Consider the following 23,862-nt stretch of genomic DNA (forward strand, 5'->3'; position numbering starts at 1 on the left):
CGAGGACCAAATCATGGCCTATGCAACGATCAATCCCTTCACTGGCGAAAAGGTGAAGACATTCCCCGATGCGCGCGACGAGGATATCGAGCGGGCGGTTGCCACGGCGCACGCCGCCTTTCAGGGCTGGCGCAAGACATCCTTCGGCGTACGGGCCGCGGTGATGCGCCGCGCCGCCGCGCTGCTGCGCAAGAGCAGCCGTGCCTATGCCGAGATCCTGACGCTCGAAATGGGCAAGCTCATCGGCGAGGCGGAAGCCGAGGTCGAACTGTCGGCCAAGATCTTCGAGTATTATGCCGACAATGCCGCGACTTTCCTGGCGCCACGCCGCCTGCCCGTTCGCGATCCGGCCGAGGGTGAAGCGACACTGGTCTCCGAGCCACTGGGCGTTTTGCTTGCCATCGAGCCCTGGAACTTCCCCTACTACCAGATCGCCCGCATCATCGCTCCGCAGTTGTCGGCTGGTAATGTCATGCTCCTCAAGCATGCCTCGAACGTGCCGCAGAGCGCCGCCGCCTTTGAAAAGCTGATGCGTGAGGCTGGCCTGCCAGAAGGCGGGTTCACCAATCTCTATGCCACCCGCGCCCAGATCACGCGCATCATTGAGGACCCGCGCGTCGCTGGCGTCGCCCTCACAGGTTCGGAGGGAGCCGGCTCCGAGGTTGCCGCAACCGCAGGCCGGGCGCTCAAGAAGTCCACGCTGGAACTCGGCGGCGCCGACGCTTTCGTCGTGCTCGCCGATGCCGATCTCGACAAGACCGTCCGCTGGGCGGTGTTCGGGCGCCATTGGAACGGCGGTCAGGTCTGCGTCTCCTCAAAGCGTATGATCATCGTCGACGAGGTCTACGAAGAGTTCCTCGCCAGCTATTCCAAGGGCGTGGCCGCGCTTCGCACCGGCGACCCCATGGACCCGGCGACAACGCTGGCGCCACTCTCCTCGCAGGCCGCCGCCGACGAGGTGAAGGAGAAGATCCGGCAGGCGGTCACCCATGGTGCCACCGCTACCGAGGTTGGCCCAAAGGTCTCAAGCCGGGGCGCTTTCGTGCAGCCCACCATCCTGACCAACGTCACGCCCGACAATCCCGCCTATTACTGGGAATTCTTCGGGCCTGTCTCGATGCTGTTCCGCGCCAAGGACGAAACCGACGCGGTGCGGATTGCCAACGACTCGCCCTTCGGTCTCGGCGGCTCGGTCTTCACCTCGAACACGGCACACGGCGCCGAGGTCGCGGCCGAAATCTCGACAGGAATGGTCTTCGTCAACCATCCGACCAAGGTCGAGGCCGATCTGCCGTTCGGCGGCGTCCGCCGGTCCGGCTACGGCCGTGAGTTGCTCGATCTCGGCCTCACAGAATTCGTCAATCACAAGCTGATCGACATCGTCGACATAGACGCTTCGTTCTGAGGTCCTCGCCGTTCTAGGCGGCCCATCGCCAGCTCAGCGATGAGACAACTCTCCAATTGAAAGAGGAAAGATCATCCATGCGTGGCCTTTCCTCATCACCCTCAAGGAACACAGACTTGTCGAAGATATATTCCGTCGCCGTACTCGTCGGCAGCTTGCGCAAGGGCGCCTACACCCGAATGCTGGCGAATGCACTGAAGAAGATTGCCCCGCCTTCGATCGCTCTCTCGATCGTCGAAATCGGCGACCTGCCACTCTACAATCCTGATCTTGATGACGCGGGCGCACCAGCCGCGTGGACGCGGTTTCGCAACGAGGTGAAGTCCTCCAACGCGGTGCTGTTCATCACACCGGAGTACAATCGGTCAGTTCCTGCAGCCCTCAAGAATGCCCTTGATGTCGGCTCCCGACCTTATGGCGCCAGCGTCTGGCCCGGTAAACCTGGCGCTATCATCAGCCTGACGCCCGGCTCGCTCGGCGCTTTCGGTGCCAATCACCACCTGCGCCAGTCACTGGTATTTCTGGACGTACCAACCCTGCAGCAACCCGAAGCGTACCTCGGCAATGCCGGCTCGATGTTCGACGTTGCCGGAGGCTTTGCCGATGCGTCAACGGAAGCGCATATGAAGGCGTATCTCGACGCTTTCGCCGACTGGATTACGCGCACCGCGAAAGCGTAACGACAGCTGCGGATTTACAAGACCGGTCATGGCCAATGCCGCCCCCCCCGGGACATACCAGCTGCGGCAAAAAATCGAATAGCGACACCGATCACTCCACAGTTTGTAAAGGAGAGGTAGAGAGGCCAACCCTCTCTCGCGGCACCACCAATCCCATGAAATAGCTGAGCTCCCCCAACTCCGTTGGACTCCGGACAAAAACGGCTAGCACGCTTTTGGAGCGCACCTGGAGCGGGGAAGCTGCCCAGGACACTCACGCGATCCTTGATCGTATCCGCCATGGCCCATACTCCGTCGAGGACAGACCATGGCGGGGTGGGTTTTTTCGCGGACTACTTTTCGAACATCCCTTTGGCGTGCTCACCATCCAGAAATGGCTTGATGAGGCCCATCAGCAGATCTGGTTGTCGAATAATTGCCGTATGCGAACTTGCTGGCAGAACAGCGAAGCGGGACTTTGGAAGTTTGCGCCCCAAATCGCCCATGGCTCCGCCGCCCAGCAGACGAAACAGCTCGACCGAATGCTCAAGCGTGACCACGTCAGCATCGCCCGTAACCAGCAACGTCGGGCTTTTGAGCTGTCTCACCCGCTCCTGCCACGAGACCGGTTCGTGTTCGAGCGCGATCATTTTCTCGACGAACAACACGAACCGACCGGGATGGGGCGAAAGAGTCTTCCATTGCTTCTCGATCGGGCTTCCGACGAACATCTCCGGCCGCATCTGTGGGATCATTTTCAGATAGTCCGGCTGCATGCCTGAAAGATCGTAAGCCATAGACAAGGCAACGAGCTGATCCACCTTGTCCGGGTGGTCGGTGGCGAGGAAGAAGCCAACCGCAGCCCCCATGGAGTAGCCAACTACATCCGCCTTGCGGATCCCCATCTGGTCCATGAACGTCGAGACGTCGCTCGCGAGATCCTGATACCGGATCGGTCGATCTATGTCGTTGGTCCGCCCATGCCCCTGCAACTCCACTGCATAGACCATGCGCTCTTTGGCGAGCTGCGGGATGATCTCCCCCATGCTCGGAATATCCATGTACGCACCGTGGAGTACGATGACCGGCTCCGGATTGCCCTCCCCATGAATCTCGTAATACATCTTGAGGTTACCGACAGTCGCATAGCCCGAACTTTCGCTATGGGCTTTCGACACGGGTATCAGAACCAGCGCAGCAGCTACAATTCCCAGTAGTCGTCTCATTTTCCACCTCCGTTGGGGTTCAGAGATAAGACGTTCGTGCTGGGAAAAACCCGACATGGGCTCCAGCTTTCATATCTCGGCGGCCGATTTCCGGGCCATGGGGATGCCGACAGACACAAAAAAGAGGAGCATGATGTCGGGAACCTCCGCTCCCGTTCGTTGAATACATGTCTGCCTCGATGGAGGGGCGACTGCCAGAAACTGAACAAGGAGACCTGAGATGCGTGTCATGGTGATGGTAAAAGCCACATCCGCAAGCGAGGCGGGTGAAATGCCCACCTCGGACGTGCTGGAGGCCATGGGCAAGTTCAACGAGGAACTGGCCAGGGCGGGCGTTCTGCTCGCGGGGGAGGGATTGAAGCCTTCACGGCAAGGCAAGAGAATGGAGATCGAAAAGGGCAAGCGACGGGTGATCGACGGCCCATTCGCGGAAACCAACGAGCTGGTCGCGGGCTTCTGGCTTTGGGAAGTTCGGGACATGGACGAGGCTATCGAGTGGGCGCGACGGTGCCCGGCACCGATGCCCGAACGAAGCCAACTCGAAATCCGTCCGGTGTTCGAAGCCGACGATTTTGGAGACGCGATGACGCCCGAGCTTCGTGAACAGGAAGAGCGGATCTCGCAACAGATCGGCAAGACGAGCGTCTAGGGCCCAGTACCTGTGCCATCGATGGTCGCAGAAGTTTCCCGTGGGACTTCCCTGGAGCATATCCGGCGAACCCCGGTTCGCCAACACGCTCTAGTTCCTTGTTGTCGCAATGTTTTTGCGGGAAACCGGTTTCACCTTTCCGCACAAAGCTCTAGCTGAAGAGCAACGGCATGACTGCGTCCGCCCCAACCAGCCGTGAACTTGAAGCCGTGTTTCGTATCGAGCGGCCAAGGCTCATCGCCGCGTTGCTCCGTTACTCACGCGACGTCACGAACGCTGAGGACCTCGCGCAGGATGCACTGCTCAAGGCGTCGATGGTTTGGTCATCAGATGGAATCCCAGCAAATCCTGGCGGATGGCTATTTGCGGTCGCGCGCAATCGTCTGATCGATCGCGCGCGACACGCCCGCCTGGCCAAGGATAAGCTGGTCGACCTCACGCATTACCTGGAGCTCACCAGACCTCCCTCGCAAGCTTCTGCTTCGGACGCAGTGTCATACCCGGAAGTCGGGGACGACATGTTGGCCATGATGTTCATGACCTGCCATCCGGCGCTCTCTCAAGACTCGCGGGTCACTCTCACCCTGAGACTGGTTGGCGGTCTTTCCGTCGAAGAGATCGCGCGCGCTTTCCGGACTGGCGTAGCAGCAATTGAGCAGCGGATTGTTCGGGCCAAACGAGAACTTCTGCATCAGGGCATCAGCCGCGAACTGCCAGGGGAATGCGAGAGAGACCAACGGCTTCACTCCGTGATGGAGGTTATCTATCTCATCTACAATGAAGGCTATGCGGCAACGGAGGGAGCGAACCTAACCCGCCCGCCTCTCTGCTCGGAGGCGCTTCGGCTCGGACGCACGCTCGCAAATCTGAAGCCGATGGAGCCCGAAGTTCTTGGGTTGCTTTCACTGATGGAACTGCAATGCGCTAGATTGGTCGCGCGCCAGGACAAATCCGGCGTGCCGATACCGCTGGACCGGCAGGATCGCGCCTCATGGGATAGACTGCTCACTCGCCGCGGCTTGAAGTTGCTGGATCGTGCTGATCAACTTGCGCAATCTCCGGGCCGGTACTTGATCCAGGCGAAGATCTCCGCATGCCATGCACGCGCGCTTTCCTTCAACGACACCAACTGGACTGAGATAAAGCAGCTGTATGACGCTCTCTTCACTCTATCCCCGAGCTATGTGGTCGCACTCAACCGCGCTGTCGCGATATCTTGGGCGATTGACCCAGTTGCCGGCATGATAGAACTCGACGCAATCGCTGAGACCTGGGACGTCGATGGCTACTCGCTGTATCACGCGTCTCGAGCGGATTTCCTGGCCCGGCTTGGCCTTGAACAGGAGGCTGCCGCAGCGTTTGGTTTGGCCGCAAGCCTGAGCGCAAACGTTCCACAAAAGCTGTATCTGGCTGGTCGCGCCGAGGAGTGTCGCCAGAGAGCGAGGCACAAAGCGGAGGGCACTGGAGCTAGCCCGACACGACTGTAGGCTCGGCAGCACCGGCATATTTTGAAGGGCTATCGGCTGTGCAAACGTTGAATCCAACTGAGGGTAAAGATCTCGTTTCGCCTGAGGACGCTGCGCTCCTCCTCAGGCGTCCTGTCGCGAAAGATCTCGATTTTCTTTCAACCTACTCTCCCTCGGCGGACATCGCCCGCATGGCGGGCTACGCATGCACTAAGGATTGGGCCCCGGAGCTTGAAGGCTTGAGGCTTCTCGACCGCCTCAAGGCAAGCCCCTATGGGTGGCTCGCAGAAGTGAACGGGCGACTTGTCGGACATGTGAGGCTTTCCGAAACCGAAACGAGCCAGCGGCGTGGACGGCTCGTCACTGGGCTTTTCGATGACGCAAATCTTGGACGCGGGTACGGCAGGCGCGCTGTCGCCCTGGCGCTTGATCATCTCTTTCAAACGGAAGGGTTTCATCGCATCGACTTGCGCGTCCTCGCTTACAATCGCCGTGCAATCCGTTGCTATCTCGCGTGTGGCTTCAGTTTCGAGGGATTGGAGCGAGAGGTCTTCAATCTGGAGGGCGTTTGGCACGGAGACTGGATCATGTCGATCCTCGAGCACGAGCCGAGGCTGATGCCGCACGTCGCCGATCGGTTGCTCGCGTGACCGAACCTCACTGCCCAGAATGAATGGCCCCGCGTTTCGTGACACTTTCGGACTCAACAGCTAACCGGCAGCTACCCTCAACCCCAAATATCTTCCTTTCCTCGACATATTGCCCCTCAAGGAGTTCCTGTTGAACTCGGATCCCATTATCGGGATGCCCGCATTGGCCAAGGCGAAACCCAGACCAACCTGTTCGGCTAACTCCGCCTACAGCTTCCGGCACACATATGCGACCCGGCAGCTCAGGAAGGGAGGGAAATCGAGCGGTTCTTTCCCTCGATGTCGGCGGGGCAGGCTTTGCCGCAGACGGGGACTGAACGCAGTCACCTTACGTCAGTTCGGCTTATTGAAAAAACGCCGATTTACCCAACATACGTAAAGTAAAAATCAAACTATTTTACAACTGTTCAACCCCATTTCGACCTTAATTACGCCGATCCATTTATCTAGAACACATATAGAACGTATAAATTAGTACACTGATTTTTCTTATTCTTTTTGTGGATACCATAATTGGTAAGGGAGAGGTCGAGAGTTCAATCCTCTCTCGCAGCACCGTTAATCCCTTGAAATAGCTGGCCTCCGCAAGCGAAAGCCACTGGTTTTCGGGTCAAGACGGCTAGTGCCGCTGACGCGGCATGGCAATCCGCTAGTGGCGCCCATGGCACGACCCAAGCTGCCCTATCTCGGATTTTCAGAGTGGACAGCCAGCCTGTCGGTTCGCAGTCCCATGCTGCGGCAACTTCTGTCGCGCCCACGGCGTCATACCCGTTCCGCTTCATCTGGACTCGTCCAGTTCATGCGGGTCTCGCCCTGACCGGCCGGCACCCGGTTGGGCGCTTCCGCTTGCGTCAGGTTCCGCCCCGACGGTCAAAACCTGATGGAAGCGGCATCAGGTCCTGCCTCGATGTCGGCGAAACACAGGTCGAGCCGCGCGGCAGCGGCACGGTGGCCGCTGATCGGAAGGTTCGAGATGCCCCCTATCGTCCGCCCACGGTCCTACCTGGACTGGCAGATGCGGGTGTTTGCGAGCGCCGCTCCCGCGGCGGTGCCAGAACAGCGCAGCGGGAACAAAATCGTGAGAAGAGACCTTTGTTTAACACCAATGGTTGCACTAACCCTTGACAATTGTATCTGTATTCTGGATGAGAGTATGGAACCATGTATTGAGTCGAACCGCTTGAATGGCGCCCGGTAACTGACGAGCGGTAAGTGACGATCCAAAGAGAGCACCCTTGATGTCGGCTATCGCTCCCCCAGTCCGTTTCCGTTCGCGTTCCAGCCGCACAGTTGTCGGCAAGCGCCTTTTGCTGGCGTCGACGGCGTTGATGATGACCCTTTCGCAAGGGGCCATGGCAGATCCGGCTGACGAGGTTATCGACGGCGGCGAAATCCGCAACATTACGACCTCTACATCCTATCCTCGCGAACTCGTCGTCGGCTCAACCGGAGTCGGTACCCTGAACATCAGCAATGGCGCGACAGTCTCCAACGCTAATGAAGGTACCGTCGGCTTTATTGCGGGCAGCAACGGCACGGTGACGGTGGATGGCTTGGGTTCGTCCTGGGTCAACGGCGTGGGCCGGCAACTAGCCATCGGCTGGAGCGGCACGGGTACGCTAGCGATCACGAACGGAGGATCGGTCAGCAACTCTAACGGCTTCATCGGAGCGCGCGCCAGTGGCTCCGGCACCGTGACGGTCAATGGTGCCGGATCGACGTGGACAAATAGCGAGCAGCTTATTCTCGGTCTTGAAGCTTCCACGGGCACTCTGTCCATCGAGAATGGCGGAACGGTCATCAATACGGATGGTCGTATCGGCTTGAGCACCGGCAGCACGGGCACCGTCACCGTCACCGGGGCCAACTCGACCCTGACCGACAACGGCACGATCCTTCGTGTCGGCTGGCAGGGCAACGGCACGCTGACCATCGCCGATGGCGGCTTGGTGACGGTCGGCGCCGTGACGAACGGCGTGCATGGCGGCACTCTCAACATTGCTACGATCGCCGGATCGGCAGGTACGCTGAACATAGGCGCTGCGGAGATCTCTTCCGCCCAGGCGGCTGGCCGGCTCCAAGCCGCCGCCGTTACATTCGGCGACGGTAACGGAACCGTGGTGTTCAACCATACCGACACGGGCTACGACTTCGCCTCGGATATCTCTGGTCACGGAACGATCAAGGTTCTGTCCGGCGCGACGACGCTCTCGGGCAACAACTCGGCCTTTACCGGATCGACGACAGTCTCCTCCGGCGGAGCGCTCAATGTGACCGGGTCGCTCGGAGGCGGAGCGACCGCCGTCACGCTTGATGGCGGAGAGCTGACGAACAGCGGCGTCATCAAGGGCGGCACGACCTCGGTGTTCTTCGCCACCGGCGGCAACACGCTGAACGTCCTACCGACAGCCGTCTTTGACGGTGTCGTCGACTACAACAGCAAGATCGGCAACACGACCACATTCGGCGCCGGCAGCTACAGCATCGATGCCTCCAACTACAACGATGCCAGCAATACCATCAGGCTGAACAACTCCCGGCAGATGGTGGTCCTCAAAGACGCCGACACCACAGGCACGATCAATGTCGTCGCCGTTCCTGCTGCCAGCCAGACCGCGAAGCAGTACACCGCGTCGGTCTCGGATGTCGTCGGCAGCATCCTGGCGCTCGACGTGGCAAGGCCCGATCAAGTGGTGGTCGGCGGGTCCACCATCTCCGCCCTGCAGTATGGCGAACAGAAGGGGGAGACGTCCGAGTCCAAGGCATTGAGGACGCTCGGCGACGGCATCGCCGTCGATGGCTACGGCAACCTGTTCTGGGCGCGCGCCTTCGGTGGGCTGCGCTATCAGCCGTCGGGCGATGGCGATCCGTCCAGCCACACCTCGCACTACGGCCTGATTTCGGGCGTCGATCACCAGTTCGAAAACTATCGCCTGGGCTTCTTCGGCGGCGCCGGCAGCGTGCGCAGTGTCGCCGATGACAGCTCATCGAAAACGACCGGCGTCACCGGCTTCCTGGGCCTCTACGGGGCGGTGAAAACAAACGGCCTGCAATGGAACGCTTCGATCACCGGCGGCGGCATCGACAACGAGGCCACCCGCTGGGTCAACAACGGAGCCAGCAAGGCATCCGGCGACTTCATGGGCTGGTACGTCTCGCCCGAGATGTCGGTGAGCTCGACCTACCAGATCGCCCCGGAATGGGAGCTGACGCCGAGCCTCAAGGCCCGCTACACCGGGGCCTTCTATGATGGATATTCGGAGAGCGGGCCGTCGTCGCAGAACCTCTCTTACGATTCTCGTCAGAGCCACTCCATCGACGGTCGACTGCAGATCGAACTCAAGAGGAAGATAACTCTGAGCTCGGGCCTGCCGGCGGCGATCTCGGCCTCCGCCTCGGTGCTGGACACCCAGTATCTTGGTTCGGACGCCACCCATGTCCGCCTGGACAATAGTGAATTCAGCGTCTCGAATTCAGCCGACCGCAATGTCGTCGGCGCCAGTCTGGGCGTCGGTTTCGATGCCATGGTGTCGGAGCGCACCTCCGTCTACGGCGGCATCGATGGGACGATCTACAGCGACGACTCCGTGTCGGGCTCCGGCCGGCTCGGGCTCAAGCTCGCTTTCTAGGTGCTTCAAGCAAACGTAGGCACCGGCTTTGCGTCTGGGGCCGCGTCTCGGCAGAGAGTAGAAGTGTTCCGGTGAATCCGTTTCACCGGAACCTCCTGTACGGGGAGACATGCGCCACTCGGATGCTGTTCGGGAATCGCCGTTTCGGAGCATGTCCGGCCGCAAACCGGCGCCTACTTTCCCGGAGCGGTCCTAGAAGCTCAGAGCCTCTTTGAGCAGTTGCATGTCGTTTTTGAACTCGGCTTCCGTCTTGGTTGAAAGCCATTCGAGCGCGAGGCTGCCAACAATGACGCCATCCGCGCCTGCGGCGCGCATGTCCCGGACATGACCGGCATTCGAGATGCCGAATCCGGCGCAGATCGGAAGATCGCCGAGATGTCCGCGCAGGGCGGAAATGCGATCGCCAAGGCCGGGCATGACGTGATCGCGCTTTCCGGTCACGCCGGGCGTCGCTTGCATGAAGACATATCCCGACAGCGGCGCGGCGGCGAGAGCCCGGGCATAGTCATCGGTGAAGTCATACGGAGACAGCCCCAACAGATCGATGCTGCTCGGAAATGCCGTCGCTTCGTTCGCCAGCCAGGCCGGTTCCGCGCCGACGATCAGAACCGAGTCGACTCCGTTGTCGGTGCACAAGCTCAGAAACCGGTCCGAACCCAGTTCGGTCACGGTCTCGGTGTAGGTAAAGACTTCCAGGGGCTTGTTCGGGTATTTCGTGCGGATGCGCAGAATTTCCCCGAAGCACTTCTCCACCGTATATCCGTCTGCCAAGGCTTGCGACATCGCCTTGGTAACGGTTTTGCCGTCCATGTAGGGATTGGCGGTTGGCAGCCCGATTTCAAGAACGTCGACGCCGCAGCTGTCGTAGACATCGGCCAGCTGGACGCTGTCAAAGCCGATTCCGATCGGGAAATAGGTAATCATCGCGCCGCTGCGTTCCTGTTTCAGCCTCTTAAACATCTGCTGCAACGGGTGAGAGGCCATCGCCGATTGATCGTTGGTCAACTCTAGTTCCTTTATGTGAAAGCTAAATGCGCCGCATCCTGGCGAGGGCGGTGTTCGCTTGGTGAAGGGCCGGATGCAGACTGCGATAGATGTCGACGATCGTTTCGAAGCGGGCACGCGTCCGCTCGCTCGGGTAGAAGGTGCGGTCGACGTGAACCAGACGGGCGGCGGCATCGGAGATGCTTGACGTCGTTCCGGCCGCGATGGCAGCGATGAGGGCCGCGCCCAGCATTCCGGTGTTCCGAACCTTCAGGCGCTCCACCGGCCGACCGAGAATGTCGGCCCGGATCTGGCAGGCGATGTCGGACTGGGATCCCCCTCCGCTGAGGCGAACCTTGGCGGCCCGCCGGCCACTGGACTCCTCGGCGGCTTCCAGAACCGCCCGCCCGGTGATTGCGACACCCTCGATCACGGCGCGGGCCATGTCGGCCCGGGTGTGACGCCCCGTCAGGCCGATGAAGAGTCCGCGGACGTCATCGTCCCACAGAGGCGCGCGTTCACCTTCGAGATAGGGCTGGAAGATGAGCGGATCGGCATCCTCGGCGCCGCTTGCGGCCAGCGCCATCAACTCGGGCACCGACACCCCCAGAACGGAAGCGAACCATTGCACGGCCGAACCGCCCGACTTGGTTGGCCCCGCATAAAGACGCAATCCATCGACGGGTGGAAACTTCACCACGCCATGGGGTTCCTGATCGAGCGGACTGAGGATGCCGGCAATTTCGCAAGTGCCGGCGACCTCGATGGCGAAACCGTCGGAATCCGCGCCAGAGCCGAACAGGTTCCCATAGACGTCCATGTTGCCCACGCCGACGACCGCCCCCGCGAGAGCCGCATCGAGTGCGGGATCTCCGGTGGGCATCACCTCGCCAAGCGGCTGCCGGAAGTCCCGGATTTCAGGAAGGATGCGGACGACTCCCGGAACCAGTTCGTCCAGCCCGGCAAAATAGCTGCCATCGTCATAGACGAGGCCATACTGGCTCATGCCGTCCGTGGCGATGGCGCCGGTCAAACGCAGGTTGAGGTAGTCCTTGGGGTTGAGCAGATAACGGACCCGCCCCCAGAGTTTCGGCTCGTGTTCCTGAAGCCACCGCGCCCGCGCAAGCGCCGACGCGTTGTCGATCTTGAAGTTGGGCGGAAGGCGATCGGCATCGATGCTCGCCGCTCGCGCGTTCATCTCCGCGACAACCGGTTGGCAGCGGCTGTCCTGCCACAGCCAAGCCTTGGTCACCGCCTTGCCTTCGGCATCGACGAACACATGCGATCCGACCTGGGCACAAATCGCAATGCCGGCCACCTTGGCGTTGGGGGAAGACTGGATCAGGGCGGACAGGACGCTTTTCAGCGCCTTCCACCACATGTCCGGGTCCTGCTCGACGCGGTCGCGACCCTCTCGCTGCATGGGGAGAGCTTCCTCTCCGGAGGCGAGCTGAGTGCCACGGGCATCGAAAAGGGCAGCCTTCAGGTTGGTGGTGCCCAGATCGACGCCGATCATGCAACGGTCGATGATGGTCTTCGATGGAGTCGCGCTCATGATCGAGCCTCCGCAACGGTTTCGGTCAGGGAATGATGTATCCGCCGTCGATCGGCAGGACCGCGCCGGTGATATAGGCGGCGCCATCCGATGCCAGCCAGGCGATGGCCTCGCCGATCTCGCGCGGCTGTCCGACGCGCCCCAGCGGATGCAGGGCGATGAACTGTTCCCGAGCCTTGTCGTCCTTTTGCCAATCGTTGAAGATGGCCGTGTCGACCGCGCCAGGCGCGACGACGTTGACGCGGATGCCGGCAGGGGCCAGATCCAGCGCGGCGGACTTGGAAAGCCCGATCACGGCATGCTTGCTGGCGCAGTACGGCGCGATGCCCGGAGCGCCGACCAGCCCGCCGACCGACGACACGTTGATGACGGAACCACCCTTGCGTTTGCGGATTGCCGGCACACCCGCCCGCATGCCGTTCCAGACGCCCTTGAGGTTCACGTTGAGAATGCGGTCGTAGTCTTCTTCAGGAACCTCGTCGATCGGGTGCGGAGCGACGTTGATGCCGGCATTGTTGACGAGAATGTCGAGCCCGCCCCATTCGGAGACCGCGAGATCGACAGCCGCCTGTACCTGCGCGAAGTTCTGAACGTCGACTTCCGCCGCCAGTGCGGTGCCACCGGAAGCGCGGATCGTTTTCACGAGCTCGTCGAGCGCGGCAACATTCCGGCTGGCGGCAACCACCTTCGCGCCTGCGCCGGCAAGAATTTGCGCTGTCGCCGCGCCGATACCGACACTGGTGCCGAAAACGACCGCGACCTTGCCGTCGAGTGCCGGCGACGTACCGGAGATTGCTGATTTCATGGGCTTCCTCACTCCCGCCCCTGCCACGGGGCATTTCTTTGTTTGGACCGTCAAATCACAAGGACAGATTCAGTTTGAACAAACGTTCATTACTGAACGTATGATCAGGCTAGCACTCCTGATCGTGCATCGCAAGTGGATCGGCGGCGTCTTTCCAGCTGCGACATCGCCCAGCGGCACAGGGACTTCGCCGGGATGACCCGGTTCGGGGCCACGCCGAGAAGTCGGCTGCCTTGTGAGCCGGGGACTCCATCGCCTTGCCGCGCCGACGATCGGGGCGAAGGAACGCGGCGCAGGTGGATATGGACTTCTCATATTGCCTGCCCGTCGCTATGAAAGGGTATGGCCCAGGCCGCATCTTATGCGCGCAGCGCTTTAGGAGTGATGGCGGGAGAAAGGACGAGACGCCGATCGGACACGCCTCATTGCCGAAGGAATTGTATTTTTCGTCAATGAGTTGATGCGTTCGGCTTTGTAATGAGCCTCTTGCTCGGAGGCAGTGGTCGGGATGCCCTTTCGCGCGAACATCCGCCGCGCGAAGGTGTGATCTGGCGCACAAACGCCCCAGCGGCGGCTTCGGCACGATGATGGGGCAAGCGACAGGTTCCGGCGCAACCTACGGACGGGAAAGGAAGAGGCGGCGGTGATGCTTCTTGATGACGAGCGTATGCGGCTACTCGTGAGAGTGGCGACGATGTATTACGTTCGCGGACGTAACCAGGAGCAAATTGCGGCGGAGCTGAAGCTCTCGCGGCCGAAGATCAGTCGTCTTCTGGCTCAGGCGCAGAAGGCCGGAATCGTCCACATCAGCATCCATGATCCGTTCTCGTCTAAGAGCCAGATCGAGCGCCACCTGACGGAAAGGTTCGGGCTCCGCGAGGCGATCGTCACGACTTCCGCGACCGAGGTCAATGCCGTGCAGGCAAGCGTGTCGGTCGCAGCGGCTGGGTTGCTCGAGCGGCTGATCGAAGACGGAGATTCCATCAGCATCAACGCAGGCGTCACGTTGAACGACACTTGTGAGGCGGTCCGCAGCCTGCCGCGCGCCAACTGTGTCGTTATCCCGCTGGTCGGGGGGTGGGGGCCGAGCGGCTCGCGATGGCAAGCCAACCTGTCGGTAAGGACGTTGGCGCAACGGCTCGGTTGCTCCTATCTGCAGCTGAATGCGCCGGCTTTCGTATCCAGCGCTGCGGCAAAGCAGGCCTTGCTGGCCGAGTCCGAAATTCAGCTCGTGCTCTCCCGGGGGCGGACGAGCGACCTTGCGCTGGTGGGCATCGGACAGATTTCGATGTCATCGACACTGTTCAAGGCAGGCTTTCTCGACGCCGAGCATCTTGAAGAGCTGTGGAGCAGAGGCGCCGTGGCGAACATCTGCAACTCGTTCATCGACCGGACTGGGGCGCTCGTTCCGTTCCCCCACTACGATCGCATGATTGGGCTTTCGACGGACGAACTGGGTGCCATCCGCACCATTGTCGGGGTAGCCTCGGGAAGCAGCAAGGCCGAGGCAATCCTTGCCGCGTTGAAAGCCGGGCTGCTTCATTATTTCGTCACCGACTCAGCCACAGCCAAGGCCGTTCTTGCCTTTGACGAATAGGCTTCCCGGTCTAGCGAGACATTAGCGCCGGCTGGCTCGCCATCCTCATGGCCTCGCCAAGCCGACACACGCCACTCGTTGCATTTCCCGAATGGACATCTTTTCGCCGCTTGCGGCAGCGTTTCGGCATGCCTATAGTGATCCATTGTTCAGTCATGAGCAAATGTGCAAACACGTTACGAGCATCGCGGAGCGACCCCGTGTCGTGAAGCCCTCGTGCTCTTCAATGAGCACCTGCTTAGCTTTTGCCGAGGGACCTCCTCCGGCTCGGGCTGCGGGCTTCCGATGGAGGGACATGGAGGAGTGCCCCGCCACCGCTTCAAGGGAGAGAGTGCCAATGTCTATGACAACCACCGCCTCGACGCAGAAGGCCGCCTCCGGCGCTTTTCTTGTCGTCGTCGGGTCGATCCTGTTCGGAACGCTAGGAACCGTTTCGGTTCTGGCCTACCAGCACGGCATGACCCCGCCAGCCTTCGCTGCCTGGCGCGAGACGATCGGAGCCCTCGGGCTGCTGCTCATTCTGGGCACCGGTGTCGGCCGCCCGCGCGACGGCAGCAGCTTTTCCTGGAAAACGCTGGAAGCGAGCCAGAAAGTACGTCTGTGCATCGCGGCCGTTGCATTCATGACCTTCAGTCTCGCCATCTTCTACGCGTTCAATCTGATCACGGTCGCCCTGGCGCTGCTGATCTTCTACCTTTATCCGGCGTTGGTGACATTGGTCAGCGGCATGACCGGCAAGGAACGCTTCACCGTTTCCAAGATCATCGCGCTCATTCTCGCCTTGGCCGGCAGCGTGCTTGCCGTCATGGGCGGATATTTCGGCCCCGGCGACGTTCAGGTCAATTTGTTCGGTGTCGCGTTGGCGGCTCTGGCGGCGATCGCCGACACCGTCTACTTCCTCGTCGCCCGCGACGGCTATCGCGACGTGCCGCCGATCTATGCCACGACCTTCTTCCTGGTGGCCGGCGCCGTGGTTTTCGCCCTGATCAGTCTGGCCACGAGTGGATTGGAATCCCTGATCTATCCGTTCGCCAATCCAAGCGTTTTCCCGATCCTGCTGTTCGCGGGAGTCTTTGGAGCGGCTGTTCCCACCGTGATGATCCTGGCCGGCATCCGGATGGCGGGCTCCTCGCGCGCCTCGATCCTGGCCTTGACGGAGCCGGTCGCCGGAATGCTGATCGCTGCCGTGGTGCTGTCGCAGACCATGCTGCCCATCCAGATGACCGGCGGCGTACTCGTCCTCGTCGCCCTTGTTCTGCTTCAACTGTACAGGGACAAGGATAGTCAGTCCCAGAACTGACCCACTCATCGCTCTCTTGCGGCTTTAGCCGCAAACATCCAGCATCTGTTCACTTGGGCCGAACCGCAGGACTGGAGGCTTCTTGCCCCAGTCCTGCGGAGAGGTTCAAACGCATGTTGGTGCGGGACACTCCTGGTCATGACGACCGACGGCATCGCCACGGACCTTGCCCGGAATTACCACCTCTAACTGCATTGGCATCGCGTTTGCTCTGAATGGGAGCATGGCGTGTCCATGTGTTTCAAAGGGGGGCGTTTCCAATGCTTGATCGGCGCAGGGAGCATCGCGGCCGTACCTATTTGGGAGGTCAGGTCGCTTTCAACAACCGTTGGTGTACCATCGACTGCCTTGTTCGAAACGTGTCCAGAAGCGGAGCTAAGCTCGAGTTCTCCGATCCGGTACTGGTGCCCGGCGAGTTGGACCTGATCATCCCAATGAAGGGAGACAGCCACCGGGTGCAGGTCGTCTGGAGACGGGCAAAGACGCTGGGAGTCACGTTTGTCGACAAGGACAGGGATACGGTCATCCCGATCGATGTGGCGCGTCAGATCCGAAAATTGAAGGAAGAGCGCGACATGTTGGCGCGTCGGGTCAGGGATCTGAGTGACTCGCCGATATGATCAGAAGGGCGCTGACGTTCATCGCACATCGCCTTATCTTCATGGCACTCTTGCTGTTGGCCCTGAACGTTTTCTCGCAACGTTCCGGTTACGGCACCCCGAAGGAAGCCATGCGGGTACTGGCCGGCATCGCCAAGGCGCTTGACACCCTGAGCAGCTCATTTCGGTGAGGTGACATACGCCATCTCCGATACGGCCGCGCGAGCGCTTCTGGCGGCATGCGGCGCCAGCGCTTCGCTGCATGATCGCGTTTCTCGCCGTCACGGCGGGAATACCCGCTCGCCATGCGCAACAGGCGGCTCACGGCGCATTGCCCAGCGCGCCGCCATCCCCGCCAATCCGACGCCACAAGCGATCTCTCGTACCTCGAATTACGCCCCCGCGACGAACTCTTATTTCACTCTTTCATGTCATCGTCAGTATATGTCTTGTCTGGGCGGAAGCTATTACCCTCCCCTCGACCGGAGGGGCATTGAAATGGCAGACCATCAAGGTCAGGCGCAATGCGCATCGTCGCGTGTATCTCACTACTGATTGTTGTCGTCGGAGGAGCACGAACCGTGCCGAGACAGAGTCACGACGTATACGATAAGGCCATGACGCGATGCGCGCGCTGATCATCGACGACAGCAAGTCGGTCCTTTTGTGGATGGGCGCGGCGTTGACCGAAGTGCCGAGCCTTATGCTCGACCTCTGCGACAGCCCGGAAGAGGCCTTGGCTCTGGCTTCGACGCGGCAATACGACCTTGTCGTGGTCGACTATCTCATGCCCAACCTCACGGGCATCGAGGTGACCGAGGCGCTTCGCCTGCGTCCTGAGTATCACGCTATTCCAATCGTTATGATCACCGCCGAGCGGGACAGCGAAATCAGGCTCAAGGCGCTTCTCGCTGGCGTCAACGACTTCCTCAACAAGCCCTTCGACCCGATCGAACTGCGGGCCCGGGTCACCAACCTCATGTCGCTTCGGCGCACCCAGGTGGAGCTTGCCAATCAGGCACACCGCCTGGAGGAAGCGGTGAGCCAGGCCACCGCCGATCTGGTGTCGCGCGAGGAAGAAATGATCTGGCGACTGGCGCGGGCCATCGAGATGCGTGACGGCGGCACCGGCGCCCACATATCGCGTGTGGCGGCGATTAGCCGGCTGATCGCCGAGGGATTGTCGCTTGGTCCGCATTTCTGCCGGATGATCTATCTCGCAGCTCCGCTTCACGACATCGGCAAGATCGGCGTCCCCGACGCGATACTGAACAAGCCGGGCCGCCTCACCGCCGAGGAGATGACGGCGGTCCGCGAGCACGTCAACTACGGCGCAAGGATGCTGGAAAACGGCACCTCCGATCTCATTCGGGTGGCGGCGGCCATCGTCGGCGGCCATCACGAGAAATGGAACGGCAGCGGTTACCCGCGTGGTCTTTCGGGGACTGCCATTCCCATCGAGGCGCGCATCACCGCCGTCGCCGACGTGTTCGACGCCCTGAGTTCGGCAAGACCCTACAAGGAAGCCTGGAGCCCGGAACGGGCCTACGACGAAATCGTTCGTGGGGCTGGCAATCATTTCGATCCGGATTGCGTTCGCGTTTTCTGCGAGAAATGGCCGGAGATCGAGGAGGTGGCCCGCACCCTCCGCGATGAGGAAGAGGGACCGACGGCCTGGTCGAAGCAGAGCGAGGCTCCGGTCGCCCACGTGTGAGGCGATCGACCGAGAGAGCCCTGACGAGCACCCGCCAAAAAATTGCATTTCTCCGGAGGCGACCAGAAGCTGCCCGCCGGTGCTCGCATGCGCCTGAACGACGCCCGCCAAGCCGTTTCGCTTCCCCCCGCTGAGTCGGAATTGGGCGGCAAAATCGATATATCCAAGTGCTTAGGTGTTTATACGTATGTCAATCATTTCAGCCGAAGAAATCAGTATACATTCTAACAACTCACACGAGTCCGGATTCTATCTCGGCAAAAATTTTCATACGCGTTGCGCGCGATTCCGGCGGTTTGGCGCTACCCCAAATACTCGTAAAACGAGTCTCGCCGCTCCCGAGTATTAAGACTTCAACCCGTTCTTTATTGAAATTAATGCATGCTTTTTGATTCAAAATCATACTGTAAAAAAGCAGTTTATGGAAATTTAGTATTTGCATTCCACAACTTCATGGTCAGCAGGAGCTGCTTCCATGGAGAACTCAATCGTCATTCGGATGCATTCAAGTCTATGTGTTTCTGACATCCGGACGTCTTACTCTACCTTGGTCGAAGCGATGGATAAATTTCCCAGTATTCGCCTCGCCATTCCGACCGACGCAATCGTCGATCTCAGCTTCCTTCAGCTCATCGAAGCCGGAAGGCAACGAGCTGCCGAACAGGGCAAATCCCTGTCTCTTCTTGAACCGGCCAACGGCGAGCTACGGCGCGCGCTGGACCGAAGCGGCCTCATGACGGCCGCGACAGCTGCCGATCGTTCATTCTGGCTCCACGAGGAGACCGCCCAGTGACCGCGAGTATTCTGACCGTCGACGACTCGGTTTCGGTGCGCATGACAACGCGTATCGCCCTGACCGGTGCCGGCTACAAAGTGACGGAGGCCGTCGACGGCCTCGACGGCCTCAACAAGGCCAAGGCAACCCGGTTCGACCTCGTCATCACCGATCTCAACATGCCCAATATGGACGGCCTGCGTATGATCGAAGAGGTCCGGCGCCTGCCGAACCAGATCGGCGTTCCCATCCTGTTTCTCACCACCGAATCCGACGCCGCACTCAAGGGGCGCGCCAAGGCCGCCGGAGCCACCGGCTGGCTGACCAAGCCCTTTGAGTCCGACCAGTTGGTCCGCCTCGTACAGAAGGTGCTGGCCAAATGAGCACTCCCGACCCAGCAGACATCTTCCGCATCGAAGCGGCCGAACTGCTCGAGCAGATGGAACAAGGGCTGCTCGACCTCGAACATCGCCTCGACGACCGGACGCTGGTCGACGCGGTCTTTCGCGCGCTCCACACCCTCAAGGGGTCGGGTGCCATGTTCGGCTTCGACCGCCTCGCCGCCTTCACCCATCACTGCGAGACCGCTTTCGATCGCGTTCGCAAGGGTTTGGCCGACGCGACGCCAGAACTGGTGTCCGCGGTACTCAACGCTCGCGACCATATGCGTGCGCTCGTCGAAAATCCCGATGGCGATCATGCCGACGAGGAGCGCTATCTCCTGGAGCGTCTCCAGGCGGCCGTTTCCGTAGCCGCTTCTTCGCCAGTCGAGGCAGCCGCTGCCGAGGTGCCCGCCGCCGTGGTGCCGGAAGCGCCTGATGCGACGACAACCTGGCGCATCCGGTTCGGCCTGCCGGAGAACACCTTCGTCAACGGCACCAATCCCCTCAGCTTCCTCGACGAGCTGAGAGCGATGGGCGAATGCCGCGTCGTGCTCGACCGATCGGCCCTGCCGCCGCTTGAGAAGCTCGACCCCACGGCGCTCTACTTCACCTGGGATGTGACGCTGACAACCAGCAAGAGCCGCGCCGACATCGAAGACGTGTTCCTGTTCGTCATGGACGAGATGACGCTGGACATCGAGGAGACGACCCTCGGCGAACCCGCTCCCGTGGCGGCTCCGTCGGCAGCTCCGATCGTCGAAGCGTCTCCCTTGCCCCCGGTCGCGGAAATACCAGTGGAGCGGCAGGCGCCAGACACCGCCGCCCGTCCTGCCGCGGACGCGGCCGATCCCAAGCTGCGGCGGAAGGTGGAAAGCGTCCGCGTTCCCGCCGAACGGCTGGACGAGCTGATGGATCGCGTCGGCGAGCTGGTGATCGTGCAGTCCCGCTTGCAGCAGATCGCCGCCAGCAGCGCCGACATCGGACTCAGGACCGTCAGCGAGGAGATGGAGCGTCTTTGCAGCGAGCTGCGCGTCACCATGATGGTTTTGCGCATGGTCCCGGTGGCCACGCTCTTCGACCGCTATCGGCGCCTCGTGCACGACCTCCAGCGCGACACCGGCAAGAAGATCGAGCTTTCGACCGACGGAGAAAGCACCGAGATGGACAAGACGGTGATCGAGCGCCTCGCCGATCCCCTGGTCCATCTGGTGCGCAATTCAGCCGACCACGGCCTGGAATCGAGCGAGGCGCGTATCGCCGCCGGCAAATCGGAGACCGGCAGCATCCGCCTGTCGGCCCGTCAAACCGGCGGGGAGGTGATCATCTCGGTCACCGACGATGGTCGCGGCATCGACAGGGCAAAGGTGCGCGCCAAGGCGGAAACGGCGGGACTGATCCAGCCGGGGGCGACCATCCCCGACCAGGAGCTGCTTCAGCTGATTTTCCAGCCGGGCTTCTCGACGGCCTCGTCGGTCACCAACCTCTCCGGCCGCGGCGTCGGCATGGACGTGGTCAAGAAGGCCATCGAGTCGCTGCATGGATCGATCGACATCGCCAGCCGTCCCGGCGAGGGGTCGACCGTCTCCCTGCGCATACCGCTGACGCTGGCCATCATCGACGGCCTGCTCGTCAGGGTGGGCGAAGGTCACTACGTGATCCCGCTGCCCGCCGTCGAGGAGTGCATCGAGATCAGCCAGGAGGAAGACCTGCGTTCGCGCGGTCGCGCCTTCCTGTCGCTGCGCGACACCCTGGTGCCCTTCATCCGCCTGCGCGAACTGTTCGTCACCGGAACGAAGCCGGACCCCTACCAGAAGATGGTGGTGGTCTCGACCGGCGAAGAACGCGTCGGCCTGATCGTCGATCAGATCATCGGCCACCACCAGACCGTCATCAAGTCGATGTCCAAGCTGCACGACGACGTGACGACCTTCTCGGGGGCCACCATTCTCGGTGACGGTTCCGTTGCGCTCATCCTCGATGTGGCCAACCTGGTATCGCTCGGCCAGGAGCAGGAGGCGCAGTTGCGCGCGATCGCATGAGTGAGTTAGCCCTCAAGACCAAAGCCGTCCACGACGCACCGGCCGACGAGATCGAGGTCCTGACCTTCGAGATCGGTGGCGAGACCTTCGCCCTCGAGGCGGCCATCGTGCGCGAGATTCTCGATCTCCTGCCGGAGACGATCGTTCCGGGCAGCCGGCCGTTCGTCAACGCCGTGATCAACTTTCGCGGCAAGGTGATCCCGCTCGCCGACATCCGTGTCGCCATGGGCATGCCGACAGCGGCCACAACCATCGACAGCCGCATCGTCGTGGTCGAACTCGACCTCGACGGAACGCCGTCGCTGATCGGCCTCAGGGCCGACAGCGTCAACGAAGTCACGGCGTTTTCCAAGGCGAGCGGCGAACCGCCGCCGCGCGTCGGCCTCAAGTGGCCGCCGCAGTTCATCGAATGCCTGATCCAACGGGAAGGAGCCTTCGTCATCTTCCCGGATCTCAAAGCCATATTTGCTTCCAAAGGCCGTGCGAGCCAGCCGGACCAAAAGCAAATACCCAACCCATCCAAATAAAGCTCAAGCCAAACGCTAAGGGCACTGGACCGGAACAGAATATCATGCGCATCACTATAAAGCTAAAGCTTGCGTTATCCTTCGTATTCATCATCGCCCTTGTTGGCGGCATGGCGACGCTCGCCATCAGCAACCTGTCATCGCTGAACACGGCCATAACCAACATGGTTCAGGGGCCGGTGTCCGATCTTGCCGATGTGCGCTCCCTGACACAGGTCTTTTATGATGGCATTCGCCACGAAAAGAACGCCATCATGACGACCGATTCCAGCGAAACCAGGCAGTTTGCCGATTTCGTCAAGAAAGCCGACGAGGCAACTCTCGCAGGTATCGATACGCTGAAGGAGTCGACTGACCCCGAAATTCGCAACCTGGCTGCCGAGTTCGAGTCGATCAACAAAGAGCTGACGGGCGTTCGGGGCCAGATCATGGACTTGGCCGTCCAGAACACCATGGATAGCAACGCCTCCGCGGCAAGACTCAGCATGGGGCAGGCCCGCGCCATCACGGGCAAAGCTATCGACGTGCTCAGCAAGATGACGGACGCCATTGGCGCTAACGTCAAGGAAACGGACGCGGAGACCAACGCGCTTTACGACACGTCGCGCACGGTGTTGCTGACCTTCATCACAGTCGTGACGCTCTTCTCGATTGTCATCGCCTTCTGGATGTCGCTGTCGATCGCCCGCGGCCTGAAGCGTGGTGTCGAGCTGGCGGAAGCCGTGGCCATCGGCGACCTGAACCACGAGGTCGCCCACAAGTCCAACGACGAGATCAAGGATCTGATCTCGGCCATGCAGAGGATGACGGCCAATCTCCGCGAGACCGCCAACGTGGCCGCCGAGATCTCGAACGGCAACCTTACCGTGACGCCGAAGCCGCTGTCCGACAAGGACACCCTCGGCCGGTCGCTGCTTGACATGGTCGAACGTCTGCGGTCGGTCGTGAGCGATGCACTGGTCGCCTCCGACAACGTGTCGGCCGGTAGCCAGCAGCTGTCGTCGGCCTCCGAGCAGATCGCTCAGGGCGCCACCGAGCAGGCTTCGTCGGCCGAGGAAGCGTCCTCGTCGATGGAAGAGATGGCCTCCAATATCAAGCAGAACGCCGACAACGCCGCCCAGACCGAGAAGATCGCCCGTCAGTCCGCCAAGGATGCCGAGACCTCCGGTCAGGCCGTCACCCAGGCCGTCGCCGCCATGCAGACCATCGCCGAGAAGATCGGCATCGTCCAGGAGATCGCCCGCCAGACCGACCTTCTGGCCCTCAACGCCGCCGTCGAGGCGGCCCGGGCCGGCGAACACGGTCGTGGCTTCGCCGTCGTCGCCTCGGAAGTGCGCAAGCTCGCCGAGCGTTCGCAGGCCGCCGCCACCGAGATCTCGCAGATGTCGGTCGACACGGTTGCCTCTGCCCAGCAGGCTGGCGACATGCTGAACCGTCTGGTGCCGGATATCCGCAAGACCGCCGAGCTGGTGTCGGAGATCTCCGCCGCCTGCCGCGAACAGGACATCGGCGCCTCCCAGATCAACCAGGCGATCCAGCAGCTCGACAAGGTGACGCAGCAGAACGCCGGCGCCTCCGAAGAGATGTCGGCCACCTCCGAGGAACTGGCAGCCCAGGCCGAGGAACTGCAGGCCTCGATCGCCTTCTTCCGCGTCGATAATGCGGTCGCTGGCGCCAAGTCCACCCAGCGCAAGGCACCGCAGGCTACCCGGCAGACCGCCAGCCACGCCCCCGCTCGGGCATCGCAGCCTGCCGCGCCGGCCAAGAAGGCCGCCAGCGCCGGCCGGATGCAGCGTCCGACCGTCAAGGCCCAGCAGGAAGCGGCGCGCGGCTTCGCGCTCGACCTCGACATGGGCGGCCCGGATGCCGACGACGCCGACTTCCGGGAAAGCGCCTGATC

Annotated in this window: 21 protein-coding genes; 17 read left to right on the top strand and 4 right to left on the bottom strand. The window is 61.3% G+C overall.

The genetic code is table 11. The features are described 5' to 3' along the window. Positions 1 to 13 precede the first annotated feature (13 nt). Positions 14 to 1,405: an NAD-dependent succinate-semialdehyde dehydrogenase gene (locus QQZ18_RS13535; protein WP_284541446.1), complete on the top strand. Its 1,392-nt coding sequence runs from the start codon at positions 14 to 16 to the stop codon at positions 1,403 to 1,405. Between the two features lie 116 nt (positions 1,406 to 1,521). Further along, positions 1,522 to 2,085 (top strand): NADPH-dependent FMN reductase, encoded by a 564-nt coding sequence (locus QQZ18_RS13540; protein WP_284541447.1) that lies wholly within the window; start codon positions 1,522 to 1,524, stop codon positions 2,083 to 2,085. Positions 2,086 to 2,417: 332 nt separating this feature from the next. Here the strand turns inward: QQZ18_RS13540 and QQZ18_RS13545 are convergent, their stop codons facing one another. Then, a complete protein-coding gene (locus QQZ18_RS13545) occupies positions 2,418 to 3,290 on the bottom strand; it encodes an alpha/beta fold hydrolase (protein ID WP_284541448.1) in 873 nt (290 codons plus the stop codon). 220 nt (positions 3,291 to 3,510) lie between these two features. Between QQZ18_RS13545 and QQZ18_RS13550 the strand changes: the two genes are divergently transcribed. From QQZ18_RS13550 to QQZ18_RS13565, 4 genes are all read left to right on the top strand, one after another. Further along, positions 3,511 to 3,939 carry a YciI family protein gene (locus tag QQZ18_RS13550; RefSeq protein WP_284541449.1) on the top strand — a complete coding sequence of 143 codons (429 nt, stop codon included), beginning with the start codon at positions 3,511 to 3,513 and terminating at the stop codon, positions 3,937 to 3,939. Positions 3,940 to 4,109: 170 nt separating this feature from the next. Further along, a complete protein-coding gene (locus tag QQZ18_RS13555; RefSeq protein ID WP_284541450.1) occupies positions 4,110 to 5,426 on the top strand; it encodes an RNA polymerase sigma factor in 1,317 nt (438 codons plus the stop codon). Between the two features lie 38 nt (positions 5,427 to 5,464). Further along, entirely contained in the window at positions 5,465 to 6,055 is a 591-nt protein-coding gene (locus tag QQZ18_RS13560) for a GNAT family N-acetyltransferase (protein WP_284541451.1), read from the top strand. A 1,352-nt stretch (positions 6,056 to 7,407) separates the two neighbouring features. Next, the gene (locus tag QQZ18_RS13565; protein ID WP_284541452.1) at positions 7,408 to 9,684 is read left to right on the top strand and encodes an autotransporter outer membrane beta-barrel domain-containing protein; all 2,277 of its coding nucleotides are present in this window, start codon (positions 7,408 to 7,410) and stop codon (positions 9,682 to 9,684) included. 192 nt (positions 9,685 to 9,876) lie between these two features. On the opposite strand, the gene trpA is transcribed toward QQZ18_RS13565, so the two are convergent. Genes trpA through QQZ18_RS13580 form a run of 3 tightly spaced genes read right to left on the bottom strand, consistent with a single transcriptional unit; the run spans position 9,877 to position 13,028 of the window. Further along, positions 9,877 to 10,689 carry a tryptophan synthase subunit alpha gene (gene trpA, locus QQZ18_RS13570; RefSeq protein WP_284541453.1) on the bottom strand — a complete coding sequence of 271 codons (813 nt, stop codon included), beginning with the start codon at positions 10,687 to 10,689 and terminating at the stop codon, positions 9,877 to 9,879. Positions 10,690 to 10,711: 22 nt separating this feature from the next. Beyond that, a complete protein-coding gene (locus QQZ18_RS13575; protein WP_284541454.1) occupies positions 10,712 to 12,223 on the bottom strand; it encodes a xylulokinase in 1,512 nt (503 codons plus the stop codon). Between the two features lie 25 nt (positions 12,224 to 12,248). Then, a complete protein-coding gene (locus QQZ18_RS13580) occupies positions 12,249 to 13,028 on the bottom strand; it encodes an SDR family NAD(P)-dependent oxidoreductase (RefSeq protein ID WP_284541455.1) in 780 nt (259 codons plus the stop codon). Here QQZ18_RS13580 and QQZ18_RS13585 point away from each other — a divergent pair. The 11 genes from QQZ18_RS13585 (at position 13,027) to QQZ18_RS13635 (ending at position 23,860) form a co-directional block, all read left to right on the top strand. After that, positions 13,027 to 13,227 carry a hypothetical protein gene (locus QQZ18_RS13585; protein ID WP_284541456.1) on the top strand — a complete coding sequence of 67 codons (201 nt, stop codon included), beginning with the start codon at positions 13,027 to 13,029 and terminating at the stop codon, positions 13,225 to 13,227. The genes QQZ18_RS13580 and QQZ18_RS13585 overlap by 2 nt on opposite strands. 447 nt (positions 13,228 to 13,674) lie before the next feature. Next, on the top strand, positions 13,675 to 14,625 hold the full coding sequence (locus QQZ18_RS13590; protein WP_284541457.1) for a sugar-binding transcriptional regulator: 951 nt from the start codon (positions 13,675 to 13,677) through the stop codon (positions 14,623 to 14,625). Positions 14,626 to 14,962: 337 nt separating this feature from the next. Continuing rightward, positions 14,963 to 15,925, top strand: a complete 963-nt coding sequence (locus QQZ18_RS13595; protein ID WP_284541458.1) for a DMT family transporter — start codon at positions 14,963 to 14,965, stop codon at positions 15,923 to 15,925. Between the two features lie 260 nt (positions 15,926 to 16,185). Then, positions 16,186 to 16,545 carry a PilZ domain-containing protein gene (locus tag QQZ18_RS13600; protein WP_284541459.1) on the top strand — a complete coding sequence of 120 codons (360 nt, stop codon included), beginning with the start codon at positions 16,186 to 16,188 and terminating at the stop codon, positions 16,543 to 16,545. Further along, entirely contained in the window at positions 16,542 to 16,715 is a 174-nt protein-coding gene (locus QQZ18_RS13605) for a hypothetical protein (RefSeq protein ID WP_284541460.1), read from the top strand. The genes QQZ18_RS13600 and QQZ18_RS13605 overlap by 4 nt, the downstream gene beginning before the upstream one ends. Positions 16,716 to 17,149: 434 nt before the next feature. Beyond that, positions 17,150 to 18,238 carry an HD domain-containing phosphohydrolase gene (locus QQZ18_RS13610; protein ID WP_284541461.1) on the top strand — a complete coding sequence of 363 codons (1,089 nt, stop codon included), beginning with the start codon at positions 17,150 to 17,152 and terminating at the stop codon, positions 18,236 to 18,238. Between the two features lie 475 nt (positions 18,239 to 18,713). Then, positions 18,714 to 19,031, top strand: a complete 318-nt coding sequence (locus tag QQZ18_RS13615; RefSeq protein WP_284541462.1) for a hypothetical protein — start codon at positions 18,714 to 18,716, stop codon at positions 19,029 to 19,031. After that, positions 19,028 to 19,396 carry a response regulator gene (locus QQZ18_RS13620; protein ID WP_251727524.1) on the top strand — a complete coding sequence of 123 codons (369 nt, stop codon included), beginning with the start codon at positions 19,028 to 19,030 and terminating at the stop codon, positions 19,394 to 19,396. The genes QQZ18_RS13615 and QQZ18_RS13620 overlap by 4 nt, the downstream gene beginning before the upstream one ends. After that, positions 19,393 to 21,435 (top strand): chemotaxis protein CheA, encoded by a 2,043-nt coding sequence (locus QQZ18_RS13625; protein WP_284541463.1) that lies wholly within the window; start codon positions 19,393 to 19,395, stop codon positions 21,433 to 21,435. The genes QQZ18_RS13620 and QQZ18_RS13625 overlap by 4 nt, the downstream gene beginning before the upstream one ends. After that, a complete protein-coding gene (locus QQZ18_RS13630; protein ID WP_284541464.1) occupies positions 21,432 to 21,962 on the top strand; it encodes a chemotaxis protein CheW in 531 nt (176 codons plus the stop codon). The genes QQZ18_RS13625 and QQZ18_RS13630 overlap by 4 nt, the downstream gene beginning before the upstream one ends. Before the next feature lie 44 nt (positions 21,963 to 22,006). Then, positions 22,007 to 23,860: a methyl-accepting chemotaxis protein gene (locus tag QQZ18_RS13635; RefSeq protein WP_284541465.1), complete on the top strand. Its 1,854-nt coding sequence runs from the start codon at positions 22,007 to 22,009 to the stop codon at positions 23,858 to 23,860. Positions 23,861 to 23,862: the final 2 nt, after the last annotated feature.

It is taken from the genome of Pleomorphomonas sp. T1.2MG-36 (assembly GCF_950100655.1).
GTDB lineage: Bacteria > Pseudomonadota > Alphaproteobacteria > Rhizobiales > Pleomorphomonadaceae > Pleomorphomonas.

What these genes read in the sequence shown, in the direction of transcription:
- QQZ18_RS13535 (WP_284541446.1), top strand. Translation starts at nt 14, where the DNA reads ATGGCCTATGCAACGATCAATCCCTTCACTGGCGAAAAGGTGAAGACA.
- QQZ18_RS13545 (WP_284541448.1), bottom strand. Translation starts at nt 3,290, where the DNA reads ATGAGACGACTACTGGGAATTGTAGCTGCTGCGCTGGTTCTGATACCC.
- QQZ18_RS13550 (WP_284541449.1), top strand. Translation starts at nt 3,511, where the DNA reads ATGCGTGTCATGGTGATGGTAAAAGCCACATCCGCAAGCGAGGCGGGT.
- QQZ18_RS13555 (WP_284541450.1), top strand. Translation starts at nt 4,110, where the DNA reads ATGACTGCGTCCGCCCCAACCAGCCGTGAACTTGAAGCCGTGTTTCGT.
- QQZ18_RS13565 (WP_284541452.1), top strand. Translation starts at nt 7,408, where the DNA reads ATGGCAGATCCGGCTGACGAGGTTATCGACGGCGGCGAAATCCGCAAC.
- QQZ18_RS13575 (WP_284541454.1), bottom strand. Translation starts at nt 12,223, where the DNA reads ATGAGCGCGACTCCATCGAAGACCATCATCGACCGTTGCATGATCGGC.
- QQZ18_RS13585 (WP_284541456.1), top strand. Translation starts at nt 13,027, where the DNA reads ATGGGCTTCCTCACTCCCGCCCCTGCCACGGGGCATTTCTTTGTTTGG.
- QQZ18_RS13580 (WP_284541455.1), bottom strand. Translation starts at nt 13,028, where the DNA reads ATGAAATCAGCAATCTCCGGTACGTCGCCGGCACTCGACGGCAAGGTC.
- QQZ18_RS13590 (WP_284541457.1), top strand. Translation starts at nt 13,675, where the DNA reads ATGCTTCTTGATGACGAGCGTATGCGGCTACTCGTGAGAGTGGCGACG.
- QQZ18_RS13595 (WP_284541458.1), top strand. Translation starts at nt 14,963, where the DNA reads ATGTCTATGACAACCACCGCCTCGACGCAGAAGGCCGCCTCCGGCGCT.
- QQZ18_RS13600 (WP_284541459.1), top strand. Translation starts at nt 16,186, where the DNA reads ATGCTTGATCGGCGCAGGGAGCATCGCGGCCGTACCTATTTGGGAGGT.
- QQZ18_RS13605 (WP_284541460.1), top strand. Translation starts at nt 16,542, where the DNA reads ATGATCAGAAGGGCGCTGACGTTCATCGCACATCGCCTTATCTTCATG.
- QQZ18_RS13610 (WP_284541461.1), top strand. Translation starts at nt 17,150, where the DNA reads ATGCGCGCGCTGATCATCGACGACAGCAAGTCGGTCCTTTTGTGGATG.
- QQZ18_RS13615 (WP_284541462.1), top strand. Translation starts at nt 18,714, where the DNA reads ATGGAGAACTCAATCGTCATTCGGATGCATTCAAGTCTATGTGTTTCT.
- QQZ18_RS13625 (WP_284541463.1), top strand. Translation starts at nt 19,393, where the DNA reads ATGAGCACTCCCGACCCAGCAGACATCTTCCGCATCGAAGCGGCCGAA.
- QQZ18_RS13630 (WP_284541464.1), top strand. Translation starts at nt 21,432, where the DNA reads ATGAGTGAGTTAGCCCTCAAGACCAAAGCCGTCCACGACGCACCGGCC.
- QQZ18_RS13635 (WP_284541465.1), top strand. Translation starts at nt 22,007, where the DNA reads ATGCGCATCACTATAAAGCTAAAGCTTGCGTTATCCTTCGTATTCATC.